18 protein-coding genes are annotated in these 16689 nt (G+C 63.0%); 4 read left to right on the top strand and 14 right to left on the bottom strand.

What is annotated here, in order from left to right; translation table 11 throughout:
• Positions 1-87 precede the first annotated feature (87 nt).
• The 12 genes from ACYP01_RS07450 to ACYP01_RS07395 form a co-directional block, all read right to left on the bottom strand.
• Positions 88-729 carry a dTMP kinase gene (locus ACYP01_RS07450; protein WP_459679176.1) on the bottom strand — a complete coding sequence of 214 codons (642 nt, stop codon included), beginning with the start codon at positions 727-729 and terminating at the stop codon, positions 88-90.
• 80 nt (positions 730-809) lie between these two features.
• Complete coding sequence (ahcY, locus tag ACYP01_RS07445; RefSeq protein ID WP_003940766.1) at positions 810-2288, bottom strand: adenosylhomocysteinase; 1479 nt, start codon at positions 2286-2288, stop codon at positions 810-812.
• Positions 2289-2348: 60 nt separating this feature from the next.
• Positions 2349-2990, bottom strand: a complete 642-nt coding sequence (locus ACYP01_RS07440) for a TetR family transcriptional regulator (protein WP_003941024.1) — start codon at positions 2988-2990, stop codon at positions 2349-2351.
• Between the two features lie 48 nt (positions 2991-3038).
• Positions 3039-3221 (bottom strand): rubredoxin, encoded by a 183-nt coding sequence (locus tag ACYP01_RS07435; protein WP_003940894.1) that lies wholly within the window; start codon positions 3219-3221, stop codon positions 3039-3041.
• A complete protein-coding gene (locus ACYP01_RS07430; protein ID WP_003940827.1) occupies positions 3218-3403 on the bottom strand; it encodes a rubredoxin in 186 nt (61 codons plus the stop codon). The genes ACYP01_RS07435 and ACYP01_RS07430 overlap by 4 nt, the downstream gene beginning before the upstream one ends.
• Positions 3403-4629: an alkane 1-monooxygenase gene (locus tag ACYP01_RS07425; RefSeq protein WP_007731187.1), complete on the bottom strand. Its 1227-nt coding sequence runs from the start codon at positions 4627-4629 to the stop codon at positions 3403-3405. Before ACYP01_RS07425 ends, ACYP01_RS07430 begins: the two co-directional genes overlap by 1 nt.
• Before the next feature lie 111 nt (positions 4630-4740).
• Positions 4741-6237, bottom strand: coding sequence for an amino acid permease (locus ACYP01_RS07420; protein ID WP_007731185.1), 1497 nt, complete (start codon positions 6235-6237; stop codon positions 4741-4743).
• A gap of 86 nt (positions 6238-6323) precedes the next feature.
• Positions 6324-7283, bottom strand: coding sequence for a cation diffusion facilitator family transporter (locus ACYP01_RS07415; RefSeq protein ID WP_042450115.1), 960 nt, complete (start codon positions 7281-7283; stop codon positions 6324-6326).
• A gap of 8 nt (positions 7284-7291) precedes the next feature.
• On the bottom strand, positions 7292-8524 hold the full coding sequence (manA, locus tag ACYP01_RS07410; protein WP_063316634.1) for a mannose-6-phosphate isomerase, class I: 1233 nt from the start codon (positions 8522-8524) through the stop codon (positions 7292-7294).
• Positions 8525-9619, bottom strand: coding sequence for a hypothetical protein (locus ACYP01_RS07405; RefSeq protein ID WP_030535017.1), 1095 nt, complete (start codon positions 9617-9619; stop codon positions 8525-8527).
• 163 nt (positions 9620-9782) lie between these two features.
• On the bottom strand, positions 9783-11156 hold the full coding sequence (locus ACYP01_RS07400) for a phosphomannomutase/phosphoglucomutase (protein ID WP_003941022.1): 1374 nt from the start codon (positions 11154-11156) through the stop codon (positions 9783-9785).
• A 127-nt stretch (positions 11157-11283) separates the two neighbouring features.
• Complete coding sequence (locus tag ACYP01_RS07395) at positions 11284-11670, bottom strand: DUF3499 domain-containing protein (protein WP_007731177.1); 387 nt, start codon at positions 11668-11670, stop codon at positions 11284-11286.
• Positions 11671-11749: 79 nt separating this feature from the next.
• Between ACYP01_RS07395 and ACYP01_RS07390 the strand changes: the two genes are divergently transcribed.
• Positions 11750-12238 carry a metallopeptidase family protein gene (locus ACYP01_RS07390; RefSeq protein WP_003940797.1) on the top strand — a complete coding sequence of 163 codons (489 nt, stop codon included), beginning with the start codon at positions 11750-11752 and terminating at the stop codon, positions 12236-12238.
• Positions 12239-12413: 175 nt separating this feature from the next.
• Here the strand turns inward: ACYP01_RS07390 and ACYP01_RS07385 are convergent, their stop codons facing one another.
• Positions 12414-12692 (bottom strand): WhiB family transcriptional regulator, encoded by a 279-nt coding sequence (locus ACYP01_RS07385; RefSeq protein ID WP_020907098.1) that lies wholly within the window; start codon positions 12690-12692, stop codon positions 12414-12416.
• A 380-nt stretch (positions 12693-13072) separates the two neighbouring features.
• Between ACYP01_RS07385 and cofD the strand changes: the two genes are divergently transcribed.
• The 3 genes from cofD to ACYP01_RS07370 are packed head-to-tail and all read left to right on the top strand — an operon-like array spanning position 13073 to position 16013.
• Positions 13073-14065 (top strand): 2-phospho-L-lactate transferase, encoded by a 993-nt coding sequence (gene cofD / locus ACYP01_RS07380; RefSeq protein WP_459679169.1) that lies wholly within the window; start codon positions 13073-13075, stop codon positions 14063-14065.
• Positions 14062-15447 (top strand): coenzyme F420-0:L-glutamate ligase, encoded by a 1386-nt coding sequence (locus ACYP01_RS07375; protein ID WP_003940947.1) that lies wholly within the window; start codon positions 14062-14064, stop codon positions 15445-15447. Before cofD ends, ACYP01_RS07375 begins: the two co-directional genes overlap by 4 nt.
• Positions 15448-15452: 5 nt before the next feature.
• Positions 15453-16013: an NUDIX hydrolase gene (locus tag ACYP01_RS07370; protein ID WP_003940680.1), complete on the top strand. Its 561-nt coding sequence runs from the start codon at positions 15453-15455 to the stop codon at positions 16011-16013.
• Here the strand turns inward: ACYP01_RS07370 and ACYP01_RS07365 are convergent.
• Positions 16004-16689 (bottom strand): SGNH/GDSL hydrolase family protein (locus ACYP01_RS07365; protein ID WP_459679164.1); only part of this gene is annotated, 686 nt, incomplete at its 5' end. The two genes, ACYP01_RS07370 and ACYP01_RS07365, sit on opposite strands and share 10 nt — an antisense overlap.

The raw sequence follows: 16689 nt of genomic DNA, 5'->3' as shown, positions 1-16689 counted from the left end.
ATCAGACCGTTACGAGGCCGTGCGGCGTGCCGCGTCTTTCCCTCTACTGTGCCGGAAAGTTCGAATCCCGGCCGCAAGGGTGACCGATCACGCGAAATCCGCGAGCCTGCGCGCCAGTTCGCCCGGGTCCGTCTCCGGCCCCACGATCCACCAGGGCGAGACCCAGTCCGTCGCTGCCAACTGCTTGTAGAGCTCACCGGTTCTGGCCTGCAGGCCGCCGTCGCGCTCGTAGGCGTCGAGCTGACGCGACGCGTCCTCGGCCTCACGCGAGCGGGCACGCTGCTCGGCCAGAGCTACCGGTACGTCGAGGTACAACTGCAGATCGGGAGCGGGAAGAGCGAGTCGACCCAACTCCAATTCACGGACCCAGGCGACCATCTCGCCGTCCACGCCCTGATGCGCGCGCGCCGCGTTGTAGGCGGCGTTGGACGCCACGTAGCGGTCGAGGAGAACAATGTCGTTGGCGGACAACAGGTCCGAGATCCGATCCGCCGCACCCGCGCGGTCCAGGGCGAACAGGACTGCCATCGCGTTCACGGATTCAGCCAGGTCTCCGTGCGATCCTTTGAGTGCCTCGGCAGCAAGATCCGCGTGGATCGACTTCCCGTACCGCGGAAAATCCAGAGTCGCGATCGACGTGCCGCCGCGGCGGAGTTCGCTATCCACTTTGCCGATCAACGTTCGCTTTCCAGCGCCGTCGAGGCCTTCCAATGCCACCAGTGTTCCCACGGCGGACAAGCCTATCCCCCGGCCTGCTTGCGCAGACCGGGGGACGGCGGACACTACATCCTCAGTGACGAATCACCGGGTCAGTAGCGGTAGTGCTCGGGCTTGTACGGGCCTTCGACGTCGACGCCGATGTACTCTGCCTGATCCTTCGTGAGCTTGGTCAGCGTGCCACCGAGTGCCTCGACGTGGATCTTGGCGACCTTCTCGTCGAGGTGCTTCGGGAGGCGGTAGACCTCGTTGTCGTACTCGTCCGGCTTCGTCCACAGTTCGATCTGCGCGATGACCTGGTTGGAGAAGCTGTTGCTCATCACGAACGACGGGTGGCCCGTCGCGTTGCCGAGGTTGAGCAGGCGGCCTTCGGACAGCACGATGATCGAGTGGCCGTCGGCGAACGTGAACTCGTCGACCTGCGGCTTGATGTTGATCCGCGTGACGTCGCCGGACTTCTCGAGGCCGGCCATGTCGATCTCGTTGTCGAAGTGACCGATGTTGCCCAGGATGGCCTGATGCTTCATGGCCTTCATGTGCTCGAACGTGATGATGTCCTTGTTACCGGTGGACGTGATCACGATGTCGGCCCAGCCGATGGCCTGCTCGACTGTCTTGACCTCGAAGCCGTCCATGAGCGCCTGCAGGGCGTTGATGGGGTCGACCTCGGTGACCGCGACGCGAGCGCCCTGGCCGCGAAGTGCCTCGGCACAACCCTTGCCGACGTCTCCGTAACCGCAGACCAGCGCAGCCTTGCCGCCGATCAGAACGTCGGTGCCGCGGTTGATGCCGTCGAGCAGCGAGTGGCGCGTGCCGTACTTGTTGTCGAACTTGCTCTTGGTGACCGAGTCGTTGACGTTGATAGCGGGGAACGTGAGTTCACCGGCAGCGGCAACCTGGTACAGGCGCAGAACGCCCGTGGTGGTCTCCTCGGTGACGCCCTGGACGGACTCGGCGATTGCCGTCCACTTGCCCTTGTCGGACTCGAGGGACTGACGCAGAAGTGCAAGGAAGACCTTGTACTCGTCGGAATCCTGGTCGTCGTCCGTCGGCGGGACGACGCCGGCCTTCTCGAACTGTGCGCCCTTGAGCACCAGCATGGTGGCGTCGCCGCCATCGTCGAGAATCATGTTGGCAGGCTCACCCGGCCAGGTCAGCATCTGCTCGGCTGCCCACCAGTACTCTTCGAGGGTTTCACCCTTCCAGGCGAAAACCGGAACGCCCTTGGGCTCTTCCGGGGTGCCGTGCGGACCGACGACGATGGCGGCGGCAGCGTGATCCTGCGTGGAGAAGATGTTGCATGAAGCCCAGCGGACCTCGGCGCCGAGCGCGGTCAGCGTCTCGATCAGCACCGCGGTCTGAATGGTCATGTGCAGCGAGCCGGAAACGCGAGCGCCCTTGAGCGGCAACACCTCTGCGTATTCGCGACGAAGCGCCATGAGGCCGGGCATCTCGTGCTCTGCCAGACGGATTTCCTTGCGACCGAACTCCGCGAGCGAAAGATCTGCAACTTTGAAGTCGATGCCGTTACGGCTCTCGGCCACGGGCGTTGTTGAAACTGAGGTCGTCATCTGCCTCTCCTGGTTGACGTGCATACTCTGCACAAGCCTATCGGTGTACCAGGCTATCGGTTAGACGCCCTCTCCCGCCCGCCCCTCTACTGCGCGGCCCTCGCGCGCCACGTCGATGAACGGCCCGAGCAGTATGCCCAGATCCTCCGCCACCGAAGCCTCGGACTCCGGCGGCATCGAAATGTAGCTCAGCCCGAGACGCGCAATCGCCCTGGCCAGAATTCCGGCGTCGGCGGGTGACGCCTGAATCCACCCTCGCTGGAAACTCTCCGCAAGCCGCGACGACGCGCGCTCGATGATGACCGCACTGTCGGTGGTGATCAGGCGAAGCAGGTCCGGCTTGGCCTCACCGGTGAGCAGAGAGATCACCAACGGGTCGGTTGCACTGGAGGCGAAAAACGATCCGAAACCCGCCGTCAATGCCTCGACTGCACGTCCGTCGTTCGCCACCATGGCCTCGTCCACCGCGTCGACGAAGCCGTCAGCAAGGCGAAGCGCGTACGCCTCGGCAAGCCCTTGCCTCGAGCCGAACTCGTTGTAGAGCGTCTGACGACTCACACCGGCATGCTTGGCCAGAACCGTCAGCGTCACCTCGGACCAGTCGCGCTCGGTCAACAACTCACGCATCGAATCGAGCACCGACGTACGCAGCAGCAGGCGCGACGCTTCTTTCTGCGGCAGACGAGTGGGCGTCGAAGTCATGGTGACGACACTACCGCCGCACCTAGGTCCGTTCGACGCCGACGCATCTCACCGTCGTTCGACCTCAACCATGAAGAAGTCGCTCTTCGCCGCCCCGCAGTCCGGGCAACTCCAGTCTTCGGGAATGTCGTCCCAGCGAGTGCCCGGTTCGATACCGTCCTCCGGCCAGCCGACTGCCTCGTCGTACTCGAAGCCGCATTGCGCGCACTGATACAGCTTGTAGTCGTTCATGATTCACTCCCCGCCGTTGCCGGCATCGGCTCGAAGTCCAGCTTTTCCCTCACGCCGCAGTCCGGACAGCACCAGTCGTCCGGCACGGCATCCCACGGCGTGCCCGCCGGAAACCCTTCTCGTGGTGCACCCTTCGATTCGTCGTAGACGTATTCACACACCGGGCATCGATAGCTGCTCATCACGCTGCTCCGTACCGAGCAAGGAGGCGATCACGCTTGGACGGCTGAACGTTGACGCGGGTGATGTCGCCGCCGTAGTGCGCAAGGACTTTGGGATCCATCACTTTTCGCCACAGCGGTGGAACGTAGGCGAGGATGATCATGCTCGCGTACCCACTGGGCAGGTTGGGCGCACCGTCCATGCTTCGAAGCGTCTGATAACGACGCGTCGGGTTCGCGTGATGATCGCTGTGACGCTGGAGGTGATACAGGAAGATGTTGGTGCAGATGTGATCACTGTTCCAACTGTGCTCCGGTGCTGCACGCTCGTACCGCCCGCTGTCCAGACGACGACGCTTCAGTCCGTAATGTTCGAGGTAGTTGACGGTTTCGAGCAGACAGAATCCGAACACGGCCTGCAGCACCAGGAACGGCAGTACCGAGAGGCCGAAGACGGCGACGAGGACACCGAACAGTACGACGGACATCAACCACGAATGCAGGACGTCGTTGCGAATTGTCCACGGCTTCTTACCCAGTCGATCGAGTCTGGCCTTTTCCAGGGACCACGACGAGCGCAGAGATCCCCACACACTGCGCGGCAGGAAGGTCCAGAAGCTCTCACCGAAGCGAGACGACGCCGGATCCTCGGGCGTGGCGACGCGCACGTGGTGTCCACGATTGTGCTCGATGTAGAAGTGGCCGTAAAACGACTGCGCCAGAGTGATCTTCGACAACCAGCGTTCGAGATCGTCCTTCTTGTGACCGAGCTCGTGTGCGGTGTTGATCCCGATTCCTGCGACACAACCGATACTGATCGCCAGACCGATCTTGGAGATCAGCCCAAGTCCCCCGTCGATTCCGAGCCAGGACAGATCGGTCGCCGACCAGAGGTAGCAGGCCAGGACCAGGCTGACCAACTGGAACGGTATGTAGATGTAGGTGCAATACCGGTAGTACTTGTCGTTCTCGAGGCGCTCCATCACTTCGTCCGGCGGATTCTCGCCGTCCGGGCCGAAGAAGACGTCGAGGATCGGGAGCAGGATGTAGACGAGAAGCGGCCCGATCCACCACCACACCGGCGAGACCGCATTCCATCCGAGACTGTTGAACAACGCGACCAATCCGACGGCGATGAAGACCGCCGTCGGCGGCACGAGGCCGAGCAGCCAGAGGTATCTCTTCTTGTCACGCCACTGCTCGGGCGGGAGCGTCTGGCCGGATTGCGAGTCCACGTGCGTCGACACGGTCTACCTCCTCGATTCGGACCGACCCGAAAACTGTGAGTCAGTTCACTATGAGGTAGACAGTACTACTGATTTTGTACAAGTGATAGACAAATCATAAACTTTGTACATCTACTCGATTTCGCCGCGTTCACGCTTCCCGATCATCGAATGCTGTCTGCTGTAGGCAAAATAGATGACAACGCCGAGGGCCATCCAGACCACGAACCTCATCCAGGTCTCCACCGACAGGTTGAACATCAGCCACAGACACGCGAGGACGGCCAGAATCGGGACCAGCGGGACCAGCGGCACCCTGAATCCGCGAGGTAGGTCGGGACGCGTCCGACGGAGCACGAGAACCCCGATCGAGACGAGAACAAAAGCGAACAGTGTGCCGATGTTGACCATTTCCTCGAGGGTGCCGATCGGAAAAACGCCGGCGAGCACCGCGACCACGACGCCGACCAAGATCGTGATCCGCACAGGGGTTCCGTGCTTGCCGGTCGGTGCCAGGCGTCGTGGCATCAGACCGTCGCGTGCCATCGCGAAGAGCACCCTGGTCTGCCCGAGCATCAGCACCATCACCACTGTCGTGAGACCGGCCAAAGCGCCGAACGAGATGACGTTTTTCGCCCACGTGATGTCGTGGAAAGCGAATGCCGTTGCCAGGTTGGAGGTATCGCCCTCGAGCTCGGTGTATTTCACCATCCCCGTCAGCACCAGTGTCACCGCCACGTACAGAACCGTGACGATCAGGAGAGAACCCAGGATGCCGCGTGGCAGCGCCTTCTGCGGCTCCTTCGCCTCCTCCGCCGTCGTGGCGACGACGTCGAAGCCGATGAACGCGAAGAACACCAGACTGGCTGCCGCGAGCAATCCGTACCACCCGAACGTGCTGCCACCGGCCCCGGTCACGTACGAGAACAACGACTGGTGGATGCCCTCTCCCGTCGAGCCCGGCTCCGACGGCGGAATGTACGGCGAGTAGTTGTCGGTGTCGATGTAGAAGAGGCCGACGACGATCACCAGCAACACCACCGCGACCTTGATCGCCGTGATCACCAGCGACACCCTCGACGAGAGTTTTGTGCCGGTCGCGAGCAGGATCGTGATGACAGCGATCACCAGCACCGCACCCCAGTCGAACGAGATCGGCCCCAACTCGACGATCGGGCTGCGTGAGCCCATCACTTCGCCGAGGTACAGCGACCAGCCTTTGGCGACCACCGAAGACGCCAAGGCGAATTCGAGGATGAGATCCCAGCCGATGATCCAGGCGACGAATTCGCCGAACGTCGCGTACGAGAACGTGTACGCGCTACCGGCAACCGGGACCGTCGACGCGAATTCGGCGTAACACAGCGCTGCCAGTCCGCAGGCGATGGCGGCAATGACGAACGCGAGCGAGACCGACGGCCCGGCGACATTTCCCGCCGTCCGAGCCGTGAGTGTGAAGATGCCCGCACCGATGACGACTGCGACACCGAACACCGTGAGATCCCACGAGTTCAGTTCTTTCCGGAGTTTGGTTTCCGGCTCGTCGGTGTCCTTGATGGACTGCTCGATCGATTTGGTTCGAAACAGCTTCGACCGTCCAGATCCGGCCTGCTCGTCCTTGACAGCCATTGCCGCCTCCTTGCTGGGGACCAACAGGTCCCACCATGGGCAAGTAGAGAGATGGCATCAGCCTAAGCCCGCAGGCGCAGCTTTGTTCAGGGTTTGTCGGGAGCCTGTAGATCTGTTTCAGGGCGATCTCCTGCGCTGAGACGATCCAGGTCCGGCTCGAGGTAGATCACCCGCGCCGCAGGCACTGCAGCGCGCACGCGAGACTCGGCCTCGTCGATCGCCGTCGCCACGTCCGAGATCGTCGATCCGATCGGCACCGCAACCTTGGCAGCAACAAGGATCTCCTCGGGACCGAGGTACTGCGTCTTGCAATGAATCACGCGTTCGATACGAGTTCCGTCGACCAGGGCGTTGAGGATCAGTTCGGTCTCCACCGCCGTTGCGCCCTCACCGATCAGCAGCGACTGCATTTCGATGATCAGAATGATCGCGATGATGCCGAGCAGGACACCGATGCACAGAGTTCCGATGCCGTCGAAGACCGGATTTCCGGTCACCATCGTGAGGCCGACGCCGCCGAGTGCAAGGACGAGACCGATCAATGCGCCGGTGTCCTCGAGCAGCACAACCGGGAGTTCCGGGCTACGAGAGGTTCGGATGAAGTTCCACCACGACGCATTTCCCTTGAGCGGTCGTGATTCCTTCGCTGCGGTCCGGAAGCTGTAGCCCTCCAGACAAATCGCTATGACAAGAATCGCGATTGCCACGAAAGCCGAATTGAGTTCTTCCGGATGCTGAATCTTGTGAATGCCTTCGTAGATCGCGAACAGCGAACCGAGGGTGAAGAGCACCAGTGCAACGACGAACGAATAGAAGTATCGGTTGCGCCCGTAGCCGAACGGGTGCAGTTGATCCGCGTCACGTTCTGCCTTCTTCTGCCCCAGGAGCAGCAAACCCTGATTGGACGTGTCGGCCACCGAGTGCACCGATTCGGCGAGCATCGACGACGATCCGGTGATCAAGAATCCGGCGAACTTGGCTACGGCAATTCCGGCATTAGCTCCGAGGGCCGCCAGAATTGCCTTCTTGCCACCATGAGCCGACACAATGTCTCCTAGTTTCCGACTACGGCACTGAAAACCTGCGCAGTCGGGGTCCGTGTGCTCAGGTGTATCGCGGGCTCGTCGGCAGCGATCCACGCCGCTCGGCCTCGATCGAGGTCGAGAGTGTCGGCGCCGCACGTCGCAGTGACCGCGCCGTCGGTGCAGATCAGAATCCGCGGGCCTGAAGCGTCGACGACGATGTCCGTGGAATTCGCGTCGAACTCCAGACGCGTCAAACGAAATTCGGGCGCCGGCGTGACGTACTCGTATCTACCTGATCCTGACTGACCTGATCCAGATGACGGGGCCGGATCGAGCACTTCGATATCGGCCCCGACGAAGTCCAGAACCCTCAGCAATTCGGGCACGTCGACGTGCTTCGGTGTCAGCCCACCGCGCAGCACGTTGTCGGAGTTGGCCATGATCTCGACCGCGAGTCCATGGAGATAGGCGTGGAGATTGCCGGCAGCGAGAAACAGTCCTTGGCCGGGCTCGAGGGTGACGCGGTTGAGCAGCAGTGCCGCCAGAACACCGGCGTCGCCGGGGTACGCCTCGCTCAATTCCAGCGCGGTGCGGATCTCGGTCACGAATTCGGCGTCGTGGTGCGCGACGTAGGTGATGCACCCGGCAAGTACGGCAGGGAGCAAGGTCCCGAGCACCGTGGACGGCAGCGTGATCCACGTCGTGAACAACGCCCGCAGTCCGTCGGAATCGGGTTGGCCTTCGAGCAGACCGATGTACGGCTCCAACTCGTCGACGGCCAGAGCGCGCAGCAGTTTGACAGTCCGCGTCGGCTCGCGGAATCCGGCAAGCGCTTCGAATCTGCTGAGCGCGACAACGAGTTCGGGCTTGTGGCTGCCGTCCTTGTAGTTGCGAATCGGCGATTCCATGGGAACGCCGAGTGCGTTCTCACGACGAAATCCCTCGTCGGCTTGAACGGCGCTGGGGTGCGCTTGAAGCGACAGCGGTTCTTCCGCCGCAAGCAGCTTGAGCAGGAATGGGAGTCGCTCACCGAATGCCTCGAGGTTCTCACGGCCGAGTTCGCGTTCGGGTTCGCGGTGCAGGACTTCGAGCAACGACTCGCTTCCGGATTCGGTGATCACGCGCGCCGGGTCACCCGGGTGCGCGCCCAACCACAATTCCGCTTCGGGATGATTCGACGGAGTCGAAAGACCGCGTAGTTCGGCAATTGCCGTTCGCGAGCCCCACGCGTAAGAACGAAGTGCACCTTCGAGTTCACGCACTTACTTCGCACCGCCCGTCAACTGCACGTACGCCGCGGCCATGTCTACTCGAGACGCCAACACGAATACCTGCTCCATCTCCGATATGACCACGTTGGTCTGGTCTTCGTCTGCCGCAACCACCAGGTCGGCGTCAGCCAGTGCGTCCATCCGGCGCCTCGCCTCCCCGCGCGTGGATTCGGTCGCGAAGACGAACGCGCGCGCCGGCGGGGTCGGCAGCGCGCCGTCGAGTTGCGGATCGTGAAAGAAGGGGTCGTGGAACACCGAATCACGTGAAGCTGCGTCCGGCGCGAACAGTGCTCGCGCCGAACGAATCACCTCGGACATCTCGGCGGCAGCGGCGTTCAGGCCGGAGCTCATCAGCGCAACGCTCGAGAACTCTGCGAGTGCTGTTGTCACGGAACCACTTCCACACAGAACGACTCGCCGGCCGCTCATCCTGGTGGCCAACGACTTGGCCGGGTTGTGGAATACCTCGTTGGCCGGTCCGTCCCGCAGCGCCTCCGCATCAACTGCGTCGGCGATTCGACCGAGCACCGCCGAACGGTCCTCGATCGATCCCTTGCCCTCGATCTCGGCGGCAACCGCGAGGAAGACGGCGAGGAACCGCGTCATCGTGTGCCGGGGCGAAGCGTAGAGCCGCGGCGGCAAGGGCATGGTGCGCCCGGCCGCCACGGCTCGCATGGGCCCCTCGTCGGGAACGGCGACAACAACCTCGGCGCCGCGGCGTACGGCACTGTCAACGGATTCGACGAGGCGTGGATCACCGGCATCGTCACCGGCGACGACGATCACATCCAACGGCCCGGCCCACGACGGCGTCCGGTCGAGAACGAGGAGCGGGCAACCGACCGAATCTCCGACGAGAGCAAGCGCGATCCTGGCTCCATGCCGGGCGCCACCCGCGCCGGCGATCAGTACGACGCTGCGCGGACGCAGACCGGCCAATCGGGAGATCACACCCTCACCGACGGCCGACGCGGTGGCCCGAATCTGTGCGCCGCCCATGGCTACAGACCGCAGTAGCCCTTCCGAATCGGCAGCTGACAAACCCTCGCTGTCGTCGAGGTCGAGAAGCGGCATCGGCGCTGTCATCTCACCGCACCCCCTTCTCCGTTAGCAGTTCCCGCACCATCCAGCATTCCAGCTCCACGCGGTCCGTGGTGGCAAAGCCCTCGTTCCCGAGGCCGTCGTTCCTGAGATAGTCCCCCAACTATCCCAGGGCTTCGGCTCACCGACAAACCGATCAGACTCGGATTCAAGCCCGGACGATCGCCAGAATTTCGTTCACCAATGCGTCGACATCGGCGGACGTGGGTGCTTCGACGTTGAGTCGCAGCAGTGGTTCGGTGTTGGACGCGCGCAAGTTGAACCAGGCATTTCCCTCGAGACTGACCGTGACACCGTCGAGGCGATCCACCGACTCGGTGCGGTCGGCAAATGCCGCCAGTACAGCGGCCGTACGATCTGCCGCGTCAGCCACGGTGGAGTTGATCTCGCCCGAGGCCGCGTAGCGGGTGTACTCCGCCATCAACTCGGAGAGCGGACGATCCTGCTCGCCCAGTGCGGCGAGTACGTGCAGCGCCGCGAGCATGCCGGAGTCGGCGCCCCAGAAGTCGCGGAAGTAGTAGTGAGCGGAGTGCTCGCCGCCGAACACCGCACCGGTCTCGGCCATCTCCTGCTTGATGAACGAGTGGCCGACTCGGGTACGAATAGCGACGCCGCCGAGTTCTTCGACCAGTTCGGGCACTGCCCGTGACGTGATCAGGTTGTGGATGATCGACGCGCCCGGTTCCTTCGCGAGTTCGCGCTTGGCGACAAGTGCCGTCACCGCGGACGGCGAGACCGGGTCGCCCTTCTCGTCTACGACGAAGCAACGGTCCGCGTCACCGTCGAACGCCAAGCCGATATCCGCTCCGGTTTCGCGCACGTAGGCCTGCAGGTCGACGAGGTTGGCCGGATCGAGCGGATTGGCTTCGTGGTTGGGGAACGTGCCGTCGAGCTCGAAGTACAGCGGCAGGACGTCGAGGGGCATCGGCCCGAATACGGCCGGCGCGGTATGGCCACCCATACCGTTGCCTGCATCGACTGCGACCTTCAGCGGGCGCAACGCAGCCAGGTCGACCAATCCGCGGAGGTAGCTCGCGTATTCCTCGAGGACGTCCTTGGTGCTGGCGGTGCCTGCCGGTCCGTCGTACGCGGGAACACCCGAGACGACCTCGGCGGAGATGACTGCGAGGCCGGTGTCCTGACCGACCGGCTTGGCGCCGGCCCGACACATCTTGATGCCGTTGTACTTGGCGGGATTGTGGCTCGCCGTGAACATCGCGCCCGGGCAGTTCAGCAAACCGGATGCAAAGTAGAGCTCGTCGGTCGACGCCAATCCGATGTAGACGACGTCGAGCCCTTGAGCAAGCACGCCGTCACCGAAAGCCGAAGACAGTGTGGGCGACGATGCGCGCATGTCGTAGCCGATCACAACCGTCGTGGCGGCGCCGGCCTCGTCGCGGACCAGGCGGGCGAACGACGCACCGACGTCGCGGACAAAATCTTCGTCGATCTGCTCACCGACCACACCGCGTACGTCGTACGCCTTGATGATTGCAGCAACCGACTCGGCTGTTCGCCCCACTGAAAACTCTCCTTGTGCATGCACCCTCACAGACGGGAACATCCGGGCGCATGGCGTCCGGAGATTCGCAGTACTCGGGTGTGGAAGTACTCGGTCGAGCCTAGCGTCTACGGCGACGAATCTCGCGTCAGTTGGACGGGTCGGGCAGAACGCGTAGGTGTCCACGACGCCCTGTACGGGCAGTACTCGGAGCTGCGGGACGTATGTCCTCATCTGCATCGACGTTGGACTTGCTGCGATCTCCGAGACCGGCCTCCCGTACAGCTTCGGCCAAAGCGGTCAGATCGTCTTCGTCGGGAGTACTCGACGCGAATCCGCCTTCGTGGCGGACGAGTTCCCACCCCTTGGGGGCGGTGATTCGAGAGCCGTGAGTGTCACACAAATCCCATGAATGGGGCTCGGCGACGGTTGCCAGCGGCCCGACAACCGCAGTGGAGTCCGAGTAGACATACGTAAGCGTCGCGACGGCGGGGTTCTTGCACCCGGGGCGGCAGCAGCGACGCAGAGATCTCACAGGTACGGAGCCTAGCCCTCCCCACGTCCGGAACCTACTCGGACACACCGAGCAGTTTCTCCTGTCGTAATCTGGCGCCATGCCACAAGCCCGCCGCCGACGCTCGGTCACCACTCGTTCCATCGAGCGACACGGCCGTGGCCTGCGCGGACCGCTACTTCCCCCGGAGGTGCCCGCCAGGCGTACCCGCGCGGAGAAGTTCGATCTCCTGGTGCTCGACGCCTTCTCTCCCGTCGACCTCGCATGGCACGACCGGCTGACGAAACTCGACATCGCAGTGGACGAAGTTCCGAAGATTCACGCGCACGATCCGGAGTCCGTCACATGGCCGCCGGAGGTCATCGCAGACGGCCCGGTTCCACTGTCACGACTGATTCCGGCCGGAATCGACCGTCACGGAAATACGACTCGCGCAAGAATTGTGCTGTTTCGCCGCCCATTGGAGCAGCGAGCGAAGGATCCGGAAGAACTCACGGATCTGGTGCACGACGTGTTGGTCCATCAAGTCGGCACGTATCTGGGCGTCGACCCACAAGTCATCGACCCCACGCTGCCCGACGAGGACTGATACTGCCCGACGAGGACTGACGCACTGTCAGACGAAAAAACTGATGTCACACGAAGAAGTAAATCCACACGAAGAACAAAACAGTCGTTGCTTGACCTGCAATTCCCCGTTGCAGGTCAGACTTTCGAAGACCGCCCGTCAGCCCCGACGCTGACAGAACCGATTCAGCAGCAGATCAGATGATCCCCCGCTTGAGTCGCCGACGCTCGCGCTCGGACAACCCTCCCCAGATTCCGAACCGTTCGTCGTTCGCGAGCGCGTACTCGAGGCACTCGTCACGAACTTCACAACCGAGGCAGATCCGTTTTGCTTCCCTCGTCGATCCTCCCTTTTCAGGAAAGAACGCTTCGGGATCGGTCTGCGCGCAGAGAGCACGCTCCTGCCACTGATCCTCGATGGTGTCGAACAATTCTTCGAAGCCGGTGACGAGACTCAGCACTGGCCGAGTACTCATACCGTCGAACTCACTGCTGCAGGCACCTTCTGCTGCGCCTGCTCGGGAATCGGTCTGCGGTTCGTCGCTTACTGTCATTGCGAGAGAACTGATCTCGACATTTTCATTGGGCATCGTTCCGCCTCCTCACCTGTAATAGCGCAGAATTTTCACTCCATCTTCAACCCCACCCCGTCGACCGTTCGAAACTGTGTTCGAAACCGGCCCCGCTGCAAGTGAACTCACAAGTAGCGGTTGGAATGACACATTTGAGATTACACACGTCCAGCGTGTCGCGGTCAAGCTAAACGAGATGAATCCATTAGTATTCCGGCCCTCAATTGACGGGACCTTCTGCCCGCCAGACACGACGACGCGCCGACCGCCTAGGCTCTGTTGTCGTGAACGTGACTGTATTGGTTGGCGGCGTCGGCGGGGCCCGTTTCCTTCAAGGTGTTCAAAACGCGCTCGGAATCGCCGGTGGTGAATCCCTCGAGAAATACGAAGGCCCACATCGCATCACGGCCGTCGTCAACGTCGGGGACGACGTGTGGATGCACGGTCTGCGCATCTGCCCCGATCTGGACACTTGTATGTACACACTCGGCGGCGGTATCGACACCGAACGCGGGTGGGGGCACGCCGGCGAAACCTGGAATGCGAAAGAAGAACTCGCGGCATACGGAGCGAAGCCGGCCTGGTTCGGCCTCGGAGATCGCGATATCGCAACGCATTTGATTCGCAGCCAGATGCTCCGCACGGGATATCCGTTGTCCGCGATCACCGAAGCGTTGTGCAATCGCTGGAATCCCGGTGTCGCACTGCTTCCCGTGAGCGACGACCGCAGCGAAACACACGTCGTGATCACCGATCCGGAAGACGGTGAGCAGAAGGCGATTCATTTCCAGGAGTGGTGGGTACGCCATCGGGCACAGGTGGAAACGCACAGCTTCGCTCACGTCGGCGCCGAGCAGGCCAAGCCCGCGCCAGGGGTGGTCGAGGCGATCGACGGTGCCGACATCGTGCTGATCGCACCGTCCAATCCCGTCGTGAGCGTCGGCGCGATCCTCGCGGTGCCCGGCATTCGCGGTGCCCTGCGAACAACCGCGGCCAAGGTTGTCGGCCTCTCCCCCGTCATCGGCGGAAAACCGTTGCGCGGCATGGCTGACGAGTGCCTCGAGGTGATCGGGGTCGAGACGACTTCGGAGGCGATCGGTCGCCACTACGGAGCTCGTTCGATCAACGGCATTCTCGACGGCTGGCTCGTCGACGAAGGTGACACGGCCGACATCGACGGGGTGGACGTGCGAAGCATCCCACTTTTGATGACGTCCCCCGAAGAGACCGCGAAAATGGTTCGCACGGCTTTCGAGATCGCCGGAGTCGAACTGTGACCGAGCCCGGAACCGAAGCAAGCCGCGACAGAAATCACTCTCCCGGTGATCACTCCCCCGGCGCCGCAATCGAAGTCATTCCCGTGCTCGGGCTTCCCGAGTTCCGGCCCGGAGACGACTTGGCCACCGCTGTCGTCGACGCGACGCCGTGGCTCGAGAGCGGCGACGTCGTTGTCGTCACGAGCAAGGTGTTCTCCAAAGTCGAGGGTCGCATCGTTTCCTCACCGACCGATCCGGAAGAGCGCGACGCGGCACGACGCCTCCTGGTGGATCAGGAAGCCGTCCGCGTCGTGGCACGCAAGGGCCGCACTCTGATCACCGAGAACAAACTCGGAATCGTGCAGGCCGCATCGGGCATCGACGGCTCCAACGTCGACGGTGCCGAATTGGCGCTACTCCCCGTGGATCCGGATGCGAGCGCTGCGGGTCTGCGCGCCCGAATTCTCGAGAGCACGGGCAAGTCCGTCGCCGTCGTCGTCACCGACACGATGGGTCGTGCGTGGCGCAACGGGCAGACCGACGCCGCAATCGGTTCCTCCGGCATTCCGGTCCTGCACGGCTACCTCGGAGCACAGGACAGTCAGGGCAACGATCTGATCGTCACCGAGATCGCGATCGCGGACGAAATCGCCGCTGCGGGCGACTTGGTCAAGGGCAAGCTGGGCGGCGTTCCCGTCGCCGTCGTTCGTGGGCTTCGGTTCGAGGACGACGGTTCGAGTGGCCAGGATCTGATTCGCCGCGGCCCGGACGATCTGTTCTGGCTGGGCACCGAGGAAGCTACGGCGATGGGCCGTGGCCAGGCGCTGCTGTTGCGTCGATCGGTCCGACAGTTCGCAAGTGATCCCGTCGACGCGGAGATCATTCGCAGCTCGATCGCCGAGGCACTCACCGCTCCCGCACCGCACCACACGAGACCGGTTCGATTCGTGTGGCTACGCACGGAGTCGGTCCGCACGGCTCTTCTCGAGCAGATGCGCGAGAAGTGGGCCGCCGATCTTCGCGCCGACGGTCGCAGTGACGAATCCGTCGAGGCCCGGGTTGCCCGCGGAAACATCCTGTTCGACGCCCCCGAGGTCGTCATTCCCTTCTGCGTGCCCGATGGCGCACACAGTTATCCGGATGCCGGACGAACCGCGGCGGAGTCGACGATGTTCACGGTCGCCGCCGGCGCGGCAGTGCAGGGACTGCTGGTCTCGTTGGCTACGCGCGGCGTGGGAAGCTGCTGGATCGGATCGACGATCTTCGCCGCCGATCTCGTACGCGAACAACTCGATCTCCCGGCGGATTGGCAGCCACTCGGTGCCATCGCAATCGGGCACCCCCTCGAACCACTGACTCCGCGCTCTGTCTCCGCCCCCGGGGACGCGTTGGTGGAGCTGTAGGTCCCATGTCAGCCGAATCGCTGCACGCCTCCGCCAAGGGCGTCCTGGAGGGCTGGGAGACGTCCTCCGAAGCGGACGAATCATTGCGGCACACGATGCTCGCGTTCCTCGATTCGGCTCCGGACGGCTGCCTTCGTCGCCACGCACCGGGACACATCACCGCGTCGTCTCTCGTTCTCGACGAGAGTGGCTGCCACGTCTTGCTGACCCTGCATCCCAAGGTGGGCAGGTGGATTCAGCTCGGCGGCCACTGTGAGCCCGACGACGAGACGGTGGTAGATGCGGCATTGCGGGAAGCTCGCGAGGAGTCCGGAATTCACGACGTTCGGATAGACGCGGACCTACTCTCCGCCCACACGCATCCGATCACGTGCTCACTCGGAGTACCGACTCGCCATCTCGATCTACGGTTTCTTGTTGTGGCGCCGGACAATTCACATATCGTCCGCAGCGCAGAGTCCACCGACCTCAGATGGTGGCCGGTGGACGCGCTCCCACCTACAGCGGAACGCGAGACCATCGACCACCTGGTCGCGCTCGCCCGTCAGCGCAAGAATCAGGACTGAATCGGAGAAAGCTGGGGCTGCTTGGCGCTCACGCCGTCGCCCGACGATGTTCCCTTCACGCGCCGAGCTACCCACGGCACCAAGAACTCTCGCGCCCATTGACGATCCTCGCGACGAGTTTCGGCTTTCGTGAGAACCGGCGCAGGCCCGAGATCGGGCGGGGTCAATCCGTGTTCGACACCAAGCACGTCGAGCACACGCGTCGCCATGTTCTCGTGCCCGGAGGGCGACATGTGGAGGCGATCCCAGTCCCACATCCGAAGGTCCTGATATTCGGAGAATCGCCAGAAGTCGACGAGGGTCGCGTCGTGGCGGTCGGCCACCTCGCGAACAAGCTCGTTGTAGATCGCCAGACGTCCGCGGAGCTTGCCGAAGAAGGCGGACCATCCGGTGTCGTACGCGGTGAACATCAGAACCCGAGCGCCGGATGCAGTGAGCTGACCGATTGCCGAATCGTAGCGGGCGACCATCGCATCGATGTCGAGCTTCGGACGCATCATGTCGTTTCCGCCGGCGTAGATGGTCACCAGATCGGGCTTCAACGCCAGAGCGGGTTCCAACTGCTCGTCGATGATCGGTCCGAGTAGGCGACCACGAATCGCCAGGTTGGCGTAGCGGAAGTCGGGATTGCTCACCGCCAGCTGCTCGGCCACTCGGTCTGCCCACCCGCGCAGAC

This window comes from Rhodococcus sp. no. 34, from assembly GCF_054589475.1.
The sequence above is the reverse complement of the archived record's forward strand: the minus strand, read 5'-3'. Positions and strand labels throughout refer to the sequence as shown.

Bases quoted from the DNA above. Each gene is read 5' to 3' on its own strand.
- ahcY (WP_003940766.1), bottom strand. From the start codon at position 2,288: ATGACGACCTCAGTTTCAACAACGCCCGTGGCCGAGAGCCGTAACGGC.
- ACYP01_RS07440 (WP_003941024.1), bottom strand. From the start codon at position 2,990: ATGACTTCGACGCCCACTCGTCTGCCGCAGAAAGAAGCGTCGCGCCTG.
- ACYP01_RS07435 (WP_003940894.1), bottom strand. From the start codon at position 3,221: ATGAACGACTACAAGCTGTATCAGTGCGCGCAATGCGGCTTCGAGTAC.
- ACYP01_RS07430 (WP_003940827.1), bottom strand. From the start codon at position 3,403: ATGAGCAGCTATCGATGCCCGGTGTGTGAATACGTCTACGACGAATCG.
- ACYP01_RS07420 (WP_007731185.1), bottom strand. From the start codon at position 6,237: ATGGCTGTCAAGGACGAGCAGGCCGGATCTGGACGGTCGAAGCTGTTT.
- ACYP01_RS07405 (WP_030535017.1), bottom strand. From the start codon at position 9,619: ATGACAGCGCCGATGCCGCTTCTCGACCTCGACGACAGCGAGGGTTTG.
- ACYP01_RS07390 (WP_003940797.1), top strand. From the start codon at position 11,750: ATGCCACAAGCCCGCCGCCGACGCTCGGTCACCACTCGTTCCATCGAG.
- ACYP01_RS07385 (WP_020907098.1), bottom strand. From the start codon at position 12,692: ATGAGTACTCGGCCAGTGCTGAGTCTCGTCACCGGCTTCGAAGAATTG.
- ACYP01_RS07370 (WP_003940680.1), top strand. From the start codon at position 15,453: ATGTCAGCCGAATCGCTGCACGCCTCCGCCAAGGGCGTCCTGGAGGGC.